A 16,738-nucleotide genomic window follows, 5' to 3' on the forward strand; every position below is an offset into this window, starting at 1 on the left:
AATAGTAATACACATTCTGGAAAAGGTCAAGCTGCATTATTGATGTTAACCAAAGTCAGGTTGTTCTTAGGAAAGATAATCACTGATGAAAAGGGGACAGTTGTCACGTGACTTTTTGCAGCCGCGCGAGCAGGTCCCCCCCTGCGTTTCATGTAGAAGTATATTGTCCTTTTCCAAGGTTGACTGTTTTACCTTTCAGGGCGGGGGAGGAGGTGTTGAAGATCAGCTGGGAAAGCCTGTTTTCGTAAGGGCCGCCTTTCCTGAAGGCAAGTGATCTGTCACCGAGCGTCAAAGTGTACTCTTCGTTCTTAGTGGGTGTGAGGCCAAAGAGACTCTGCCAGTGAGCGGCGGCTGCCGGTGGGTCCTCCACTAAGAAAACCGCCTTTTAAAGCGTCGTTTTTCCAGCCGGATGATCCTTTATGACGCCTTCTTTTTTCAGGAGGTCGAGCCTTTCATGGTCTGCCTCAATCCACTGGATAAAGAAGGGGTACAGGAGCCCGTGCCAGTCACCTTCAATCGTAAGCATTTTCCACTCAATGAGCCTGCCGTGGGCATTCACCCGATTTCCGTCGAGGACTGGTGAAACAGCCAATCCTTTCAGAAGAACCGTCCCCGTGTTTCCCCGAGTTTCACTTTATCAACTGATTTACTGCCTTCCTTATGTTCCCCTCGTGAGCCCTGAGGGCCTGTTTTGCTTCTTCCGGCGTGGCACCTGTTAGAAGGTGGACGATGGCTGTTTGGGGATCCGCTGTCTTTTCGAAGGCTTTTTCTGCTTCAGGGAGAGGGACTCCCGTGGCTTCCTGAATGATCCGGACGGCTCTGGCTACCAGTTTTTCGTTGGTAGGGTTCAGGCTGACCATGAGATTGCTGTAAACTTTGCCCATCCTGATCATTGTGCCGGTAGAGAACATGTTAAGGACCATCTTCTGCGCCGTGCCTGCTTTAAGACGTGTAGAACCGGTAATCGCCTCTGGTCCCGTGTCGATTTCAACAGCAATATCAGCGAGGGGGGACAGTTCCGCCCCTTTATTGCAGCAGATGAGAGCGGTGGCTGCGCCCTGCTTCTGGGCGTACAACAGGGCCCCTCGGACAAAAGGGGTCCGTCCGCTCGCGGTTAAGCCAATGACGAGGTCGTGCTCTGCGATACGGTGAGGTATCAGTGCCTTTCTGCCGGCCAGTTCATCGTCTTCGAACAGAGGGGCAGCATCTCTCAAAGCCTCGTCCCCGCCAGCAATAATGCCATTAAACTGCCCGTGTTCGATGCTGAATGTCGGAGGGATTTCGGAGGCGTCCATTACACCAAGTCTTCCGCTTGATCCGGATCCGGCGTAAAAGATTCTCCCTTTTTTCCGAAGGGAAGCAGCACCGGTATTGATAAGACGGGCAATATCCGGAAGTACGCCGGTGACAGCGTCTGCCACAGTAAGATCCTCCCTGTTCATCATTCTGCAGATCTCCAGTGAAGAAACGGTATCAATGTCCATTGTATTTGGATTTCGTTTTTCGGTATGTAAATGCTCAAGATTCACTGGGAAAAACTCCAATCTGTTCTTAAATTTAGTATAATAGACTTACTTTTTAATCTATTAATGAAAAAGGTGTTGGGATGTCAAAAATTGCGCTTGTGCAAAATCAGGTTTATATGTCGTACGCGAGCAAATCGGACGTAAGGCCACTATTGTTAAAGTTTGGATATGATACTCATAATGTATCACTTTACACGTCCCATAACATCAAAAAACTAAAAAACGATATGGCGGCAGAAGAAATTAGCGCCGTCATTTTCACTTCAAACTCCCTTAAGGAAGCGACGATTCGGGAGGAAGTTTTTTCCGGGGATTTCAGGGACACTTTTCATTCATTTCTTCAGCGCGGCAAGGGCTGCCTCATTTTTCATCAGATGGGACTCGCAGACGAGGGGTATCATGATGAAAATGCCGGAACCTACGATTTTTTACCGGCAGCGCTGGGAAGGATCAGGGCAATCAAACGGAAGGGGGAGGCTCCCACTGCAGGGGACTTTAAAACGAGCCGTATGACAGCAGCCCATCCGGTGCTTCTGTACCCTCATCAGGTGAACCCCTCCAGTCTGAAACAGTTTTGCATTCAGAAAAAGGGCCTTTACTGGCATTACCTGGACGGTGTGGCACCGGCTGAGTGGGATACGATTCTGTTTGATGAGGATGGGGAAGGAGGCAGGCGCCCGCTTGCAATTAGCACGAGGGATACGTCCCCTTACAGAATTATGCTCACGTCCTTAAATCTGGACTGGCAGAAAGACGAGGGGTTTCTGCCGAATATTCTTTCCTACATAATAAAAGGCAAATGCCAGACGGCAGTCATCAGGGATCCGGATTACGACAGTATTGGCTTTGATTTTTTTCTGGCTGTGCTCAAGTCGAGGAACTTCCGGTATGAACTTTATGAATACAGCAGCCTGGAAGAATTCCGGCGTCAGGTAAAGCGGGGGACCCACACGGTTGTGGTTCTGGGGCCGCACGTAAATCCGGATGCAGAGGAAGTACGAAACACTTATGCGTTCCTGAAAAACGATATCAGCGGCGGCAGGGTTAAGTGTGTGGGCATTGAAGCGGCAGGCAGGGATTTTAAACAGTTTTTCATCTCCGGGCGGGAGAAGTTCGCCCTCAACTACCTGTACGATATGGAAATCAACATTCAGCAGGAGCTGAACATGCACGGTCTGATCGATGGGAGTTTCTGGGCTACAGTGGACACTTTCAGGTACCTGCGCCAGATTGAAGATACACGCTCTGAGTTTGATAACAAAACCATTCAGAAGGTTTTTCAGAAGGTGCAGGAAAAACATATTGAAGATAATGGGTCCTACGATGGCCTTATTGCCCCAACTATTTCATTGCTTTGGCTGAGGGCTGTTTTTACCGGCATCCACTCAGAGGGGACGAGGCGGACGGTGGAGTGGATAAAGGAGCACGTGGACGCTGAGGAAGACCGGGAGCAGATCCTTGCCTATTCCATGTTTGTTGAACTTGGGATTGACAGTAATTCATCTGCAGGGAAACTTCAGAGCCTGATCGGGGCGAAGGAGCTGAAGAATGCCAATGAGATCGAACTGATTTATTACCTCAGGGCCGCTCTTCTCCTTAAGGATCCCTCTTTGGCGAAAGCGTGCATCTCTGTACTTGCCGAAAGAAGGAGCAAAGAGGGGCTGTGGCTGGACGTGTCTATCTCGGCAACGGTAGTGAATCTGCTGCTCGACACCATCAAAATGCTGCAGGAGGACGTAATCGAGGATACCGAGGAGCTGGAAGCAGCCGCCGAGGATATGGTTTTCTCCACGATCAATGTAATTCAGAAAAACATGAACAGAGTACAGGGGAACAGAGAGGAAGTTATCTATCCCTGGGAAAATAAAGCGAACACGACAGCAAAATGCATATGCGCTATGCTGAAGCTGGATAAACTGATTGATATGCCGATTACAGAGATTGTACAGTCGCTGATTAACCATTCAAACGACATTAATAGAACCGGAACCGATAAAATGGCCCTGCAGATCATCGAGGATTTTAAGTCTGAGGCCCGCCAGAGCAGTAATCGAAATGAGGAATTAAAGAAAGAAATCAGGAATCTGAAGAACGGTGTTCGAAATGAAAAGGAAAAGTTGAAGGAGCTGGAACGGGCAAAAGCCAAACAAGAGAGAACCATAGACAACCTGGAGGTGGAAAACAAAGAGTACGCTGATCAGCTTACCAGAAGTGCAAGAAGATCCATTACAGTCCAATATGCCTGGTCTTCCTGGATTATCATGGCAATTATCGCAATCTGGGCGATGATCTTCTTTAACGGGAATAGGGCCGCACTGGATGCTCTTCTCACCTTCTACCAGAACTACAGTGACATTATTATTCTGACCCTCGGCGTACCTGCGGGCGCCTTCGGAACCTACTTTATCCTTGAGCGTTCTGTACTTTCAAAAAGAAGGAGCGGGAAACAGCATTCAAGGGCAGGTTAGAGAGAGGGAATCTATAAAAAAATGGAGGCAAAATGGCAATCAACAATAATGAGTGTCCAAGGTGCGGATCCCGTAATTCTGCAGATATCCGTTACGGGCTCCCGACTCTGGAAGCTATAGAGCAGGCGGAAGCCGGGGAGATCAGTCTCCGCGGATGTCTCGAGGAACCAGGAAATACGGAATACAGATGCAGGGATTGTGAACATGAGTGGAATGTGGAAGAAGCCGTTGATGATGCGTATGAAAGGGTCAATTGGCTTAAAGCGTCCGTTGGTGGGTACTTCGGCAAGTCCTACGAAGTGGAGATCGATTTCAATGAGGGGAGCCTGACCTGGAGCTGCTCTGAGCAAATGGTTGAAGTTGATCGAACTGTTAAGAGAGATCCTTCTCTTAAATGTAAAAGGGAGCTGAAGACGACAGGCCTTTTTAAGTGGAAGTCCACTTACGTTGAACCTGGTGTAATGGACGGTACGAGCTGGAGCGTGGAACTGATCGGCGATGGACGGAACATAAGGAAATCGGGACAAAACAAGTATCCTGCCGGATGGAACCGTTTCTGTGACTATATCAGAAGGGTAACGGGAAAGGAGTTTTCATAGAAATCCAGGACGGTTTCCCGGGTTTCGTTCTCTTTCCAAGTCCTCGTCGTTTGGAGAGAACAAGATATTAACATGGCCCGGGGGCGGGGGAATGCCTCCGGGCCATTCGTCTATTTAGAGTTACCGGGGATCTGAGAGGGATAATGCGCTAGTCAACAAGGAACTTGTACCAGCAATCTACTCTATAATTCTCCAGAAAGCCGGTTTCACCCGGTAGTTGTGGTCAAACACAAAAGGGGCATCGATTCTCTCACCGGGATTGTATTCGGTTGCCCGGTCGTCGAGCCACGTGTGGTTATCGGCAATGCCCCAGAAGGTGACACTGCTGATGTCGTCGCTCAAGTCTTCATACAGATTAAACAGATCTTCATAACGGTCGGCCTGATCCTGAAGATCAGTTTCTTCGATGTCTTCGTACGTTTCATATGCAGGTACCGGTGGCCAGCCGTACAAACTTACGTCCAGTTCAGTTACCTGGTTATCGAGGCCAAGATCAGTAAAGAGGCTGAAGGACTCTTCCATTTCTTCAAGTGTAGGCCAGTCGAGCTGGATATGGGCCTGGTGTCCGACACCGTCAATCGGAACCCCGTCATTCAGCAGGTCCTGGACAAGATTATGGAGGTGATCTCTTTTCGGCTGTACTTCCGTGTTGTAGTCGTTAATGGAGAGTTTCGCGTCGTCTCCTGCATATTCTCTGGCGGTCTCGAATGCCACCTTGATGTATTCATCGCCGGTAATCTGATACCAGACGGATTCACGCAGACCTCTTTCATTAGGGGTGCCGTCATCGATCGCTTCGTTTACGACATCCCATGAAGTAACGTCATCTTTGTATCGCTGAACCACGGTTTTTATGTGTGTTTCGAGACGCTCCAGTAAGAGCTCTTTATTCTGCTCCTGTTTTTCCGGGTCTGTTTCATCCACCATCGGATTTCCGTGTTCATCTATAAAGAACCAGTCAGGTACCTGATTGTGCCAGACGAGGGTGTGGAAGCGGAGCTCCATATCGTGTTTCCGTGCAAAATCTACGATCCGGTCGGCTCCTTCCCAGTCCCATTCTCCTTCTTCAGGCTGGAGGGAGATCGGCTTCATGGCATTTTCCGCCACAAGGCTATTGTAATGATGCTTCAGGATTTTGCCTTGTCTTCCATTTAGCTGATGCGGCTCAACGGCAGCGCCGATGTCGAAGGAATCGTTGTACCGTTCAGCGATCGAATCAACCTGCCAGGCAAAAGGAGCAGGTTTGCCTTTTCCATTCCCTTTTCCGTTTTCCCCGAATATACCTTCCTTGTGTGGTCCGCCCTGAGCTGCGGCACTGCCCATACTTCCAGCCAGCAGCGTAACGGAAAGACCTGTAACAGCAAGTTTTTTCCAAGAGTTAAGCATGGTAATATCCCACCTTTTATAAGTATTGGATTACAGCAGAAAATCGTAAGTACTTGTTTTCAACAGACCTCCTTTCATGAAGGCGGAGCAGTCCAGATAAAAGAAAGGGCTTACATTTCTCTCCGCAAGAGTACAGGCCTCCATCTGCCTGTATGTAAAATGATAGCAATGAGTCTCTTAGTTTGTACAGTGGATAAACTAAGTTTATTTAAAATAGTCTGAATGTTGTGTTATTGTTTTCCTGTTTTATTACTGTTTTCAGAGAATGACCGGGACTAAAGGCTTAGGAGAGGCTGGTGTTAGCAGGGACTGTATTAGGGAAACAGCGCCAACACCCATTTTCTTCTGTTTTTCCTTGTAAATACCAGATACTTTCCTTTAAAGTTGGTGTAGATTTACATTCCTATAAAGTATAGTTGCTGATAGTGGGAAATCGGGAGTGGATTGAGGGGGAAACAGAGTGAAATTACGATTCATACTTTCTGCAGGGTGCTTTGCAGTGCTGGCAGCCGGCTGCGAAATGGGAACAGGGCCGGACGAAACAGTGATCATAGATGGAGTGGAAGAAGAGAGTCCGGAAGAAAACACGGTTGTTGAGGAGGAAAGTGAACCTGTTTCATTTGAAGTGGAGGAGGAAGATCTGACCTCGGATGCAGCGGAAAAGGTGAGGGCAGACTTCGAAAATGGGAACCTTGAGCAGAAACTGTTCGAATATGAAAAGCGTTTTTCCAGGAATGACGGTAGTTATCTCGGTGATACAGAAGCAGACAGTCAGGAAGCCTTTATCGAAGGCAGCGGCCCCGTACTGGTTTCTGCACCGCACACTACCTCGCACATAAGGGATGGGGAGCAGAGGCCTGCTGAGATTTATACTGGATCGATGGCTCTTCTCGTTCATAAGTATACAGATGCTCATGTGCTTTATAATGTGTACGAAGGAGAGGACGCCAACAGTGTTGCCGGTGGTACATACAAAGAAGAACTGGGCCGAATCGTCGAGGAGTACGATATAGAACTTGTACTCGATCTGCACGGTGCGGGCCGGAGCAGGGAGTTTGATTTGGACATCGGAACCAATTACGGAGAGACCGTGAGTGAAGAGCAGGTGGAACTTCTTACGTACAGCCTGAATGAACGGGGCATCGGAGAAGTGTACGAGAATCACACGTTTGCAGCAAGCCAGCCGAACACGATAACGAATTACACGTGGAACGAGCTGGACACAGAAGCGATGCAGCTGGAGATCCATTCTGATTACAGAAATCCGCGGGAGGATGTGGAATCCTACTACAGAATGCTCGAGTCGCTCGTGTTTTTTGTGGAAAACGCAGGCTGATCATTCTTCCTGTCTGCTGGATGCCGGGATCCAGCAAACGGAAAAAAAGAAATCCCAATTGCCGGGATTTCTTTTTTTAATCACTCTGCACAAAGGTCTTCCAGTAAATGCTTTAAGGCGTGCACAGTATGCACACAGTCATTCAGGGAGGACCATTCGGCAGGATTGTGGCTGATGCCGTCCCTGCTCCGTGTAAAAAGCATGGCGATCGGTGTCTTTTTACCAATCATCATAGCGTCGTGGCCAGCCCCGCTGGGAAGAAAATACGGCTCCCGGTTAACGACCTTTCGGACAGCTGCGGCTGCTTTCTGCTGCATCTTCTCTGTTACATTTATCGGTGGTACAGACAGGGTTTCCTTAGTCTCAACTTTAATGCTCCGTTCTTCGGCTATCTCGCACGCTTTTGCAATAATCGCTTCTTTTAAGGCGTTTCGCTTATCTTCGTGTATATCACGGACGTCCACACTCATTTGAACTTCCCCCGGGATCACGTTTACCCCGTTCGGTGTAACATTTAATTTGCCGACAGTTGCCACAGCGGATGAACTGAACTGTGAGGGTAGTTTCTCTATTTCCGCGATCAGCAGTCCTGCTGCCACCAGCGCATCGGCACGGTCATCCATTGGTGTATTTCCCGCGTGTCCTGCTGCCCCGGTAAATGTCACATCAAGCCACGAAGGTCCTGCTATTCCCTGAACCACGCCAACAGGTAAATTTTCTTTTTCAAGTTTTTTTCCCTGTTCGATGTGCACTTCTACAAAAGCATCTACATCCGAAAAATCCCGTGCGGCACTCTGTAAGCTGGACAAGCTTAAACCATTCTCTTTCATTACATCTTCAAATGACTTTCCGTCCGAATCTGTTAACTTCTTTTTCTCACTTGGATCAAATGTCCCGGCCAAAGCCTGACTGCCTGTTAAACCGCTGTTGAAGCGGGCGCCTTCTTCGTCGCTAAAAACAACCACTTCATAGGATTTTTCCGGCACAAAGTCAGTGTCTTTCCAGGCCTGGGCCACTTCAATTGCTGCCAGTACACCTAAAGGCCCGTCAAAATGACCGCCGTTTGGTACACTGTCCAAATGGGAACCCGACATAACAACGGCTTTGGAGGAGGCCCCTTCAAGTCTTCCGATGACGTTGCCGGCCCCGTCTTCCTTTACGGTCAGTCCTGCTTCTTGCATCCATACCTTCGCCAGATTTTTTGCTTCCTGCTCCTCTTTTGTAAAAGAGATCCGGTTTGATCCGCCGTCTTTAGTAAGACCGATTTTTGAGAGCTCATAAAGACGCCGGGCAAGGCGCTCACCATTAACACCGGTATGGGTTAACGCTTCATTATAATCCTCGATTAAACTTTCAAATCGCACTGGTATACCTCCTGTTCCATCCCTGATCATTTATTAAGGAGCATATCATCTGTTTGTTTTCTTCAGTTTGAACTTAAACTCACAGACGCCTTCCCGTAAAACATACTGATCGTGGTCCACCTCGAAATCCTTGTTATAGCCTCTGGCGATTGACGGATCGATCATTTCACAGTACAAAATGCCGTACTCACCCATGTCATCATCTGCCCACTGCTGGCCGAACGGACACTTGGTAAATGTCTGTTCAATCACCTCAGGATAGTGCTCCGTTTCCATATCAAACAGTTCGCTTCGGGCCATATCGTAGTTGGACAGATAATTCTCGATGGTGTTGTCCTGACCAAGATGGGCTGCACGTGCTGCGATCCCTTTTCCTCTCGCCTCCCCGAAAGTGCGTACACCTTCACGGACAGCGTCTTTTCCTTTTTCACCATACTCGTCCACAACAGCCTTTGTCACTTGCCCGAACAGTTTGGCCATCTGGCTGTAAACCGTGGCTTCGTCCTGCTCCAGTTTTTTCTTCTCAACGTCCTCGGGAATATATTTGTCCAGGTTATGTACTTCACCTTCTTCAGCAGCTCTAACGGATATGTTTTGTGCCAGGTCATGTCCAAACCGGGAAACTCCCTGTTCGACCTTATTCGCAGCTTCATCACCAAATGATGCGATTACCGACTTTTCCACGTGGGTGAACAGTCGGGCTGTAATCCGGTACATGGATAATACCGGCAGTGGTTTTCGTTCTGTATGTTTTTGTACCATTCAGGATTCTCCTCTCTTTTTTTCCACCGTATCATATTTTTGAGTTGAAGAGATGGGTTTGCAGGACAAAAACAAGCCGTCACCGTGCTTTTTGTTGTACTTATGATTTTGGATAGGCTCTTTTCGGAAAGATTATTTTTTTATTCCGCTGCAGGCGGACGCTTTCCGCGGGCAACGCCTCAGCCTCCTCGGGAAAACCACCCTCCGGGGTCTTCGACTGTTGCTTTTCCCGCAGGAGACGCCGCCTTTCGCTTTCATTTTGTGAAAAGCAGCAATTTATCCGAAAGAAGCTTTTAACTGAATGAAATGGAGAATCGTCACCGTGACTCTCTGACAAAATGAAAAAGCGGGATACTCAGCAATTGAGCATCCCGCTTTTTTTTTACATGCTTATTCCTGTCCTTCTTCCTGGCTGCGGTACTCCTGGTAAGGGAGGTCGTCCCAGAAAGTAACATCGGCGTCGTTAATAGAACCGTCAGCAATGGCTTCCATTGCAGCTTCCATGGAAACAACGGCCTGCTTAATCAGGTAACCGTTGCTTTTCTGGCCGAGAACGGCTTCTTCACGGCTGTTGTCGGTCATGCCGCGCATTTCAAACAGCAGAGTAGAGAAGTCATACTCGTATGCAAGTCCGTTACGGGCAATCGTGTTGGCAGTTCCACCCGGATATTTCGCCAGGTGTCCCCAGCCGTGGGCAGTAACAGCGTCGTAGATCACGCTTCCAAGCTGCTTGGAGCCGATCACCGTGTCTTCATTTACTCCCGGATTTGTCGGGTAAAGCATGGAACCTGACACATAGCGGTCATCAAGGACCGGAGATGTGCCCTGGTGATGGAAATCAATTAAGTAGTCGATGTCGTACTTCTGAAGCACATTTTCGTGAAGAGCAATCGTTTCAGGCTGTGTGCGGTCGTTATGGTCGCGGTTCAGATCCACTTCGTTTGCATTGAAGCGGGTAGAAGTGCCCCCTGCAGTGTAGTCGCTGATGTCGAAGTTTACGTCTCCTTCGGCACCATCAGGGTTAATTCGAGGGACGAACAGAACGTTCACCTTTTCTTCAAGCTCACGAACGTGGCGGCTGTTGGTGCTCAGGTTTTGAATCACGTTAAGGGCACCTTCCGTGATCATCTCTTCATTTCCGTGCTGCTGGGTAAGGAACACGATTGTCGGGTTATCCGGGTTGTTACCGAATTTAACAAGGAACAGGTCGCGCTCTTTTACAGACTCACCGATCACTTCCAGTTCAAGGCGGTCAGAGCGGTCGGTTACGTGATAAAGGAAGTCGGACATTTCCTCATACGTTTTTACCCGGTCTTTGTTAATGGACTGGTTCGGGTTGATGTTCGGGCCATTCCCCACAGCTCCTGCCTGAAGCGGCAGCATGGACACAAGCAGAGCCAGTGTCAGCACGGCTGCAAATGTACTTTTCATGATGTTTCGATTCATATATGAATCCCTCCTAAAAATTTTGTCCCTGTCATTTTCGTTATTTCGACAGGCGAATCCTTCGTGATACGAATAAATGAGCGGATACGACCAGGGAGGGAATTTCCTTTCGAGGAAAAAAGAAGCGGTTATTGTATAAATGTGGATATTATTAGTGCGTTTTGTCTCTGGAACTCTGCTGGTACTTTAAGACTGTCACGGGGAAATTGATGAATGTTGTTCCGTAATGACTTGAAAAAATCCGGACAGACTAACAGGAAACGGTATTCAGGAGGAAAAGCAATGAAGATTTTACTGGCGATCATGATTGTATTCGTCCTCTTCCAGGCCAGCCCTCTCGTGGATCCTGCCCATGGAGAAAAAGGAGGCGGCCAGCCTTTACCGAGTGAGCAGCAGGAGGAACCCGACTATGCAAAGTGGGGAAAGCTGGCAGTGGAAAAAGTAAGGGAGCGTTACCCTGAAGCGAAAGTGGTGGACTATCTCCACGTCGGCCGTGAAGAGCTTGGCGAAGGGAAAGCATCGGAGACATTTAAGCTCTGGCTCAGGGGCGAAGAACGGGAATTCGGTGTCATCGTGACGATTACCTTTGAAAAGGCGACGGACGACGTAATTGAGATTGAATACGAAGAAACGGACAGGTGAGGAAGCGGCACGAGGCATGTGAGCAGCAGATAATGTGAACCTCCCTATTCTCAATGAAAGGTGTGGTTCACAAATGAAGGCTGTGAAAGACCCGGAGGTTGAGAGCCTCCGGGTCTTTTGCATTTTGCCGTGAACGACATTCTGGAACCATGAGCTGATCCTCCTTCATGTAAGCCGCAAGTTGTGAAGGTAAACCATTCTTTCTGTTAAAAATTGGGTACTTGATTATACAAATGGATAATTATTTTAATAGAATATCCTGAGTGGAGAGGAATACCAAAGAAAGGAGATAAGGATGCAACATTGGATAAGAATAAGCGAATTAAAAAGTGAAGAGCTCCTAATCGTTGTACCAGATCCCCTTTACAGCCACCTGGGGAAGGTAACCTCTGTTCAGCACGGACGAAAGACCTGTAAATGTAAACTTACTCACAAAAAAAAAGTAAGTGGAAAGGGAACAAAATCAAGTCCTTTTGTGATTAAAGTTTCCTCATTATTAATCCGTAAATCCCTCTTCATAACAGACATTCCGTATCAGATTATTAAACAGGGAGACACATTAAAGTTCGGCCCTTTTACTGTAGTTCTCACCAGTCAAACAAGCCGGTTAAATGTCCGCAGACAGATTATCCCAAGGACAGGTGGTGTCCTTATCAGTGCTAAACCGAACAGCTTTAACTGGGGTAGAGGTACTGTCAGAGGAGAATTTTATCATCAGAAAAAAAAGAAATGGATTCGTAAAACCCTCCCTCTTCCGGAAGTCATATTCAATAATTATGTTATGGGCAGGAGAGGAAGAAGAACGCTTCTCAAGCGATGTAAAGAGAAGGAGATCCTGTTTTTCAATACGAGAAGATACGATAAAAGGAAAGTTGAAAAAGTGATGAGTAAGGTTGACACCGTTAAGGATTATCTGATCAGGAGTACGATCGTTCGTAATCCCCAGGATGTTTTTACAGCTTTAAAGTTATATAAAAAGGTGGTTCTCAAACCTGCCGCAGGTGCCCGGGGGAAAGGGATTGTTTTTTTAAGGAAAAAAGCAGCCGGGTCTTACCAGGTTTATAATTACCGGTCAACAGCAGCGGGAATTATTAAAACCCTGTCCGACCATCAACTGAGAACATTTTTAAATTCATTTAATTTTCAGAAACAAAGGTATATAACTCAAAAATGGGTCCTCTTTAAGACTTTCAATAAACGTCCATTTGACCTTCGCGTACACATGCATAAAGACGATACAATCTGGAAATGTGCAGGGATTGAGTGCAGGGTGGCCGGAAAAGGCCAAAAGCTCACCAATGTATCCAAAGGAGGTAAGGCGGTCAGTTTTTCAAAAGCGCTGTATTCCTATCCGTCAACAGAACGAAAACGGATAAGAAAAAAGATCGTTAACATAACTAAGAATATTTGTAAAGGTCTTGATGACCAGCTTCCCTCAGACAACTTTGCAGACTTGGGTATTGATATTGCTATCGGTAAGAAAAAAAGGATTTATTTTATTGAGATTAATTTTAATCCGCAATTCAATGGGTTTAGAAAAATCAATTATAAAGTTTACGAGAAGATCAACTGGCAGCCACTTATTCATGCTGCAAAGAAGCAGGGATTTAAAGTGATATGAATGCCAAGGGAGTAAGGTGCCTTTAATGAAGAGGCACTTTTTTAATACACAAATGGTTATCTGCTTAGTTGATGAACGTATTTTTATCATAAACTGCTAAGAGAAACAAAGCTGAATTTATCAGCTTGGAAAGGTGATTTTATGCGTTCATACTGGATTGAAATCAGGTTACTCGATACAAAACAAAAACTTGTTTTACTTCCTGGGCAGCTGGAGGATAAAGTCCCGGGAATCACAACAGTTCAGCATGGTCTGATTCGAATACAGAGTAAAATAGAACTGTCAGCAAGCAATGTTTCAGGAAAGGGAACAAAATCCAAACCCTATACTGTTGCCTTGTCCCCCTGTTTAGTCAAAGAGCTTCATCTGATTAAAGGGGTAAGGTATCGTATTATGTTCAGTAAGGGGGTAATGAAGTTTGGTCCATTGACTGGCATGCTGGTGAAAGATGATAAATTTACCCAAAAACACGGGCGGGCCTTAATTCACGAAAAACTTGGCGGAGCTTTTGTGACGTTCTTACGGGATGAGTTTCGCCCTGACAGGAAAATGGTCAGGGGAAAAGTATATCTGGCTCATAGCAAGAAGTGGGTGGACTACACCGGGCCTCTCCCGGAAGTTTTATTTATCCGTTGTTCCCTGGGAGGAAGAAAAAGAAAACGGATCCTGTCAACTTATAAAAAACGAGGCGGTCTCGTCTTTAATTCAAATATTTATAATAAACGAACAGTAGAAAAGAAAGTCTCCGGGATAAAAAGTGTCTCTGACCAGGTCATTAAAAGCAGGATGATCAGAAGTAAGTCGGACGTACTTGCCTTTTTGGACAGATACCAGGAAGCGGTTTTTAAACCGAAGAACGGACGGAAAGGGAACGGGATCTTTTTTGTGAAAAAGGTAAAGGACCGTTACCGGGTGTATGATTACCGGGTACAGGGAAAAGGCGAAAAGTTCCTTTACACAAAAAGAGAGTTCCTGCACTATCTGACGAGAGTAAGGGCCAATAAGGGCAGGTATATGGCTCAGAGGTGGATCAAGTTCATGAAAAAGAACGGACGTCCATTTGACATGCGCGTATACGTGCAGAAACAGGATCATAAGCACTGGGAGTGCACAGGAATTATGACAAGAATAGCAGGGGAAGGGAAAAAAATTACAAACCGTTCAAGAGGCGGGCGCTTTGTTACCGCCGAAAGACTGTTCACCATGTACGGCCCACAAAAAAAGAGGGATCTGATCAGGAAAGTGTCAGCCTTTGCCGAGGAATTCGGTTATGCACTCGACAAAGCTTTTCCTAATCAGCATTTTGCAGATGTTGGTTTGGATATAGGGATGGACAAAAACGAAGACCTTCATTTTATGGAAGTGAATTTTGTGGCCCAATACCAGACGGTCCGAAAACACGATCGGAAAATGTTTAACCGTCTCTGCTGGAATCCCCTTATCCACGCCTCAAACTACCAGGGTTTCACTTTGAAAAAGAGGAACGACTATGAAGTTAAAATATAGAGATAAATACAGGATGTATAAAGTGATGAAACAGCATCCCGAACTTTCCCCGCACTTGCCTGACACAAGAAAGTGGCGTGGTAAAAATGAATTTTATCAGATGCTTTCCAGTCATAAGGGACTCGTGCTAAAGCCTAACAAGGGTCTGAAAGGGAAAAATATCTACTTTGTAACGAAATCTAAAAACTCGTACTGGCTCCAGTACAAAAACTGGAGGCGCAGGTTCAAATCCAGGTTCAGTCTGTTTTCCCATCTGGATAAACGCATAGGGAATAAAAGATATATTATACAAAAGAGAATTTACACAGCAGAGGTAAAAGGAAGACCTTTTGATATCAGAGTAATCGTCCAATTAAATCCCAAAAGTAAGAAATGGAAGGTGACCGGTTATAAAGTACGGGTTGCCGGTAAGGGTATGTTAATAACAAACGCCAATGCCGGGGGAAAAGTCGTTTCGTATAAAATGGCCATGCAACATTCTGCCCTGCCGGAATCCAAATGGGAAGGACTACTGAAAAAAACCAAGGAAGTCTCGTTGCGGTCAGCAGAAGTTATGGGAGAATCCTATAAAGGTCACCGGATTTTCGGAACGGATATCGGCGTTACAAAAGATGGAAAGGCCATCATTTTTGAAATCAACCGTCATCCACTAATAAAGGGTTTTACGAAGAAACATCTGAAAACAATCAGGAATTATAAAAGAATGAACTGAAATTTGTCAGACTCTCCTATTAAACTGGAGGGGTTTTGAGCGTCCATTGCTGTGGGCGGGTAATTACATTGTATACGCTACTGTATCTCCGCTGGAAAGTACCGACAGATCCAGCCATTTATCGGAAGCTTTAGGATCACAGGGAATGAGGATATGAGGTACTGGAGTATGTCGTTGTATCCCCTTTAGGTATCAATGCGAGTCACCTGCCTCTGGTTCCCCTTCGCCCTCGCTGCAGAAATAAGCTGGTTGCTCACGATTTTCCTCCCAAAGTAATGGGAGAATATTATCCATGTGCAGAGTATGCGGGCCTATCTACGTTCAATAGTAGTAACAGGAATTGGAGAAGTGGTACTGGCGTCTTTTATTAAAAAACCGTCCCTGTGTTTTTCTGTAAATGGGCTTTCCCCTGTGTCAATCATCCATACCGTTCTATGGAGAGGGGAATATAATAATAAAAAAGGCGGGAGTTACTTTGACTGAAATATCTACAGGAAAATGGGACAAGTATCTTGCATTTAAAAGTGATCCTTATTTTCACCCATACCTGCCGGAAACCATGCTGTTTACACAGGATAATTTTAAGAAAATGACTGAAAAATACGAGTCTGTGATAATCAAGCCGTCACACGGAAATTTGGGTAAGGGTGTTATGAAGGTCACTCGACTAAAGGAAAATATCTTCTGTTTAAACTACATGAACCTCGAAGTAAGAAAGGATGGAGTGAAGGAGACTTATCTTTTTGCAGCTGCCCAGCAGGAAAAACTGTGTATTATTCAGCAGTGGATCCCTTTGGCGAAAATAAATAAATCGATGTTCGATCTAAGGGTTATGGTTCAAAGGCGTAGGAAATCGACTGCCTGGACGGTCACAGGTATAGCAGCCCGGGTAACGTATCCCCAGTCTGTTATAACCAATGCAGCTGTGAAAGTAATTCCTTTGGAGGAAGCTTTGAACCAGGCGGATTTTCTAACGACAGTAAACCAAAAGGGAATTATTAATGAGGTTTATAAGCTCGGGGTGAAATCTGCGGTCCACCTTCAGAAATTTTACCCGAAAAATAGAGAATTCGGCATGGATATTGCCATCGATCAGTTTGGCTGTATATGGATAATTGAGGCGAATATAAGGCCAATGATAAACATGTTTGAAATAATGGGAGATTCGGAAGTGTACGCCAGAATAAAAGAGTACAGAGCGAAGAGGAGACGTAGGGGGAAGAAGGGAAACAGGAAAAATAGAAGTAAGAAAAAGAAGTAGGCTGGAATTAAGAGAGGCTTTGTATCTGGGTTGATAAATTTGTTTAATTGGAGGAAAACCGGTCCACTCAGGGCCGGTTTTCATGTTGGAATATAGAAAACAAAAAAGT

Annotated in this window: 15 protein-coding genes; 8 read left to right on the forward strand and 7 right to left on the reverse strand. The window is 46.2% G+C overall.

Translation table 11 applies throughout. The features are described 5' to 3' along the window. Positions 1-148: 148 nt before the first annotated feature. Genes FGB90_RS14865 through murQ form a run of 3 tightly spaced genes read right to left on the reverse strand, consistent with a single transcriptional unit; the run spans position 149 to position 1,529 of the window. Entirely contained in the window at positions 149-370 is a 222-nt protein-coding gene (locus tag FGB90_RS14865) for a hypothetical protein (protein ID WP_138811622.1), read from the reverse strand. A 15-nt stretch (positions 371-385) separates the two neighbouring features. After that, positions 386-592: a VOC family protein gene (locus FGB90_RS14870; RefSeq protein WP_171051856.1), complete on the reverse strand. Its 207-nt coding sequence runs from the start codon at positions 590-592 to the stop codon at positions 386-388. 37 nt (positions 593-629) lie between these two features. Beyond that, on the reverse strand, positions 630-1,529 hold the full coding sequence (gene murQ / locus FGB90_RS14875) for an N-acetylmuramic acid 6-phosphate etherase (protein WP_138811624.1): 900 nt from the start codon (positions 1,527-1,529) through the stop codon (positions 630-632). 77 nt (positions 1,530-1,606) lie between these two features. On the opposite strand from murQ, the gene FGB90_RS14880 reads away from it, so the two are divergent. Together FGB90_RS14880 and FGB90_RS19840 are read left to right on the forward strand one after the other, a co-directional pair. Beyond that, on the forward strand, positions 1,607-3,994 hold the full coding sequence (locus tag FGB90_RS14880) for a hypothetical protein (RefSeq protein ID WP_138811625.1): 2,388 nt from the start codon (positions 1,607-1,609) through the stop codon (positions 3,992-3,994). A gap of 32 nt (positions 3,995-4,026) precedes the next feature. Next, positions 4,027-4,593, forward strand: coding sequence for a hypothetical protein (locus tag FGB90_RS19840; RefSeq protein ID WP_210237246.1), 567 nt, complete (start codon positions 4,027-4,029; stop codon positions 4,591-4,593). 177 nt (positions 4,594-4,770) lie between these two features. On the opposite strand, the gene FGB90_RS14890 is transcribed toward FGB90_RS19840, so the two are convergent. After that, entirely contained in the window at positions 4,771-5,979 is a 1,209-nt protein-coding gene (locus FGB90_RS14890) for an endo-1,4-beta-xylanase (protein ID WP_138811626.1), read from the reverse strand. 460 nt (positions 5,980-6,439) lie between these two features. Here FGB90_RS14890 and FGB90_RS14895 point away from each other — a divergent pair, with 460 nt between their 5' ends. Beyond that, positions 6,440-7,315 carry a hypothetical protein gene (locus tag FGB90_RS14895; protein WP_138811627.1) on the forward strand — a complete coding sequence of 292 codons (876 nt, stop codon included), beginning with the start codon at positions 6,440-6,442 and terminating at the stop codon, positions 7,313-7,315. Between the two features lie 80 nt (positions 7,316-7,395). Here the strand turns inward: FGB90_RS14895 and FGB90_RS14900 are convergent, their stop codons facing one another. The 3 genes from FGB90_RS14900 to FGB90_RS14910 form a co-directional block, all read right to left on the reverse strand. Then, entirely contained in the window at positions 7,396-8,709 is a 1,314-nt protein-coding gene (locus tag FGB90_RS14900; protein WP_138811628.1) for a Zn-dependent hydrolase, read from the reverse strand. 15 nt (positions 8,710-8,724) lie between these two features. Then, positions 8,725-9,441 carry an L-2-amino-thiazoline-4-carboxylic acid hydrolase gene (locus tag FGB90_RS14905; protein ID WP_246056198.1) on the reverse strand — a complete coding sequence of 239 codons (717 nt, stop codon included), beginning with the start codon at positions 9,439-9,441 and terminating at the stop codon, positions 8,725-8,727. A 390-nt stretch (positions 9,442-9,831) separates the two neighbouring features. Then, on the reverse strand, positions 9,832-10,887 hold the full coding sequence (locus FGB90_RS14910; protein ID WP_246056199.1) for a M14 family zinc carboxypeptidase: 1,056 nt from the start codon (positions 10,885-10,887) through the stop codon (positions 9,832-9,834). 282 nt (positions 10,888-11,169) lie between these two features. Between FGB90_RS14910 and FGB90_RS14915 the strand changes: the two genes are divergently transcribed. The 5 genes from FGB90_RS14915 (at position 11,170) to FGB90_RS14935 (ending at position 16,629) form a co-directional block, all read left to right on the forward strand. Continuing rightward, positions 11,170-11,529, forward strand: coding sequence for a DUF3889 domain-containing protein (locus FGB90_RS14915; protein ID WP_171051857.1), 360 nt, complete (start codon positions 11,170-11,172; stop codon positions 11,527-11,529). Positions 11,530-11,824: 295 nt separating this feature from the next. Beyond that, the gene (locus FGB90_RS14920; protein WP_138811630.1) at positions 11,825-13,150 is read left to right on the forward strand and encodes a YheC/YheD family protein; all 1,326 of its coding nucleotides are present in this window, start codon (positions 11,825-11,827) and stop codon (positions 13,148-13,150) included. Positions 13,151-13,699: 549 nt separating this feature from the next. Next, on the forward strand, positions 13,700-14,656 hold the full coding sequence (locus tag FGB90_RS14925; protein ID WP_246056206.1) for a YheC/YheD family protein: 957 nt from the start codon (positions 13,700-13,702) through the stop codon (positions 14,654-14,656). After that, positions 14,640-15,368: a YheC/YheD family protein gene (locus tag FGB90_RS14930; protein WP_138811632.1), complete on the forward strand. Its 729-nt coding sequence runs from the start codon at positions 14,640-14,642 to the stop codon at positions 15,366-15,368. Before FGB90_RS14925 ends, FGB90_RS14930 begins: the two co-directional genes overlap by 17 nt. A gap of 475 nt (positions 15,369-15,843) precedes the next feature. Next, positions 15,844-16,629 carry a YheC/YheD family protein gene (locus FGB90_RS14935; RefSeq protein ID WP_171051859.1) on the forward strand — a complete coding sequence of 262 codons (786 nt, stop codon included), beginning with the start codon at positions 15,844-15,846 and terminating at the stop codon, positions 16,627-16,629. Positions 16,630-16,738: the final 109 nt, after the last annotated feature.

Origin of the sequence: Alteribacter natronophilus (genome assembly GCF_006007885.1) — a bacterium.
GTDB lineage: Bacteria > Bacillota > Bacilli > Bacillales > Salisediminibacteriaceae > Alteribacter > Alteribacter natronophilus.

Excerpts from the sequence above, each read along its gene's own strand:
- FGB90_RS14880 (WP_138811625.1), top strand. The coding sequence starts at position 1,607 with ATGTCAAAAATTGCGCTTGTGCAAAATCAGGTTTATATGTCGTACGCG.
- FGB90_RS19840 (WP_210237246.1), top strand. The coding sequence starts at position 4,027 with ATGGCAATCAACAATAATGAGTGTCCAAGGTGCGGATCCCGTAATTCT.
- FGB90_RS14890 (WP_138811626.1), bottom strand. The coding sequence starts at position 5,979 with ATGCTTAACTCTTGGAAAAAACTTGCTGTTACAGGTCTTTCCGTTACG.
- FGB90_RS14900 (WP_138811628.1), bottom strand. The coding sequence starts at position 8,709 with ATGATCAGGGATGGAACAGGAGGTATACCAGTGCGATTTGAAAGTTTA.
- FGB90_RS14905 (WP_246056198.1), bottom strand. The coding sequence starts at position 9,441 with ATGGTACAAAAACATACAGAACGAAAACCACTGCCGGTATTATCCATG.
- FGB90_RS14910 (WP_246056199.1), bottom strand. The coding sequence starts at position 10,887 with ATGAATCGAAACATCATGAAAAGTACATTTGCAGCCGTGCTGACACTG.
- FGB90_RS14915 (WP_171051857.1), top strand. The coding sequence starts at position 11,170 with ATGAAGATTTTACTGGCGATCATGATTGTATTCGTCCTCTTCCAGGCC.
- FGB90_RS14920 (WP_138811630.1), top strand. The coding sequence starts at position 11,825 with ATGCAACATTGGATAAGAATAAGCGAATTAAAAAGTGAAGAGCTCCTA.
- FGB90_RS14925 (WP_246056206.1), top strand. The coding sequence starts at position 13,700 with ATGGTCAGGGGAAAAGTATATCTGGCTCATAGCAAGAAGTGGGTGGAC.
- FGB90_RS14930 (WP_138811632.1), top strand. The coding sequence starts at position 14,640 with ATGAAGTTAAAATATAGAGATAAATACAGGATGTATAAAGTGATGAAA.